Here is a 583-nt window from a genome sequence, read left to right on the forward strand (position 1 = left end):
CCCTGCATCCGTCCCGGTGCCCCGGTGGGTCGGCAGGCAGGATCAGCGTTCCTGGGGTGCCCTGTATTGCTGCCGGCGTGGCAAGCAGCAGCGGCACTGCACCGGCAGACGCGGTTGACTAGACTATGTCGCCACTGGTCCCGGCGGTGGGGGGTTCGTAAGGCCCCACCTTCTGCCCCCCGCCGAGCCGTGCGTCGTCGCGTACCGGGCCGGCCTAGATTTCATCGAGGACCTCGCGGCTCTCCTCCACCAGGCCTTCCATCGCAGCACATTTGATGCGCTTGAGCTTGATGCCCAGAACCTCGACGACCTGGTCGATGCGTTCGATCTGGCCTTGGGTTTCTTCCAGATGAGTTTCGAAGGCCTGCTTCAGTTTCGGCTCGGTGGCCGCACGCGCAAGACGCGGCAGCGACTTGGTCAGCTGCTTCTCGGCGCTGTAGATGTCCGACAGCTCGTGGATGAAAAGGTCTTCGACGGTCTTGATCGCCATGTGTGGCTCCTTTGGTTGGTCAGAGGGTGGGTCGCTGCGGTTCGCCATGTCGGTGGCAATGCCTTGATGAGTTCGCGTTGCACGCCTGCGAAC

Annotated in this window: 1 pseudogene; it reads right to left on the reverse strand. The window is 63.5% G+C overall.

The features are described 5' to 3' along the window. A pseudogene (locus CSC62_RS17525) lies at window positions 1-490 on the reverse strand (YciE/YciF ferroxidase family protein); the annotation flags it as partial. Window positions 491-583: the final 93 nt, after the last annotated feature.

It is taken from the genome of Pseudoxanthomonas jiangsuensis (genome assembly GCF_010093185.1).
In the GTDB taxonomy this organism is placed as follows: Bacteria; Pseudomonadota; Gammaproteobacteria; order Xanthomonadales; family Xanthomonadaceae; genus Pseudoxanthomonas; species Pseudoxanthomonas jiangsuensis.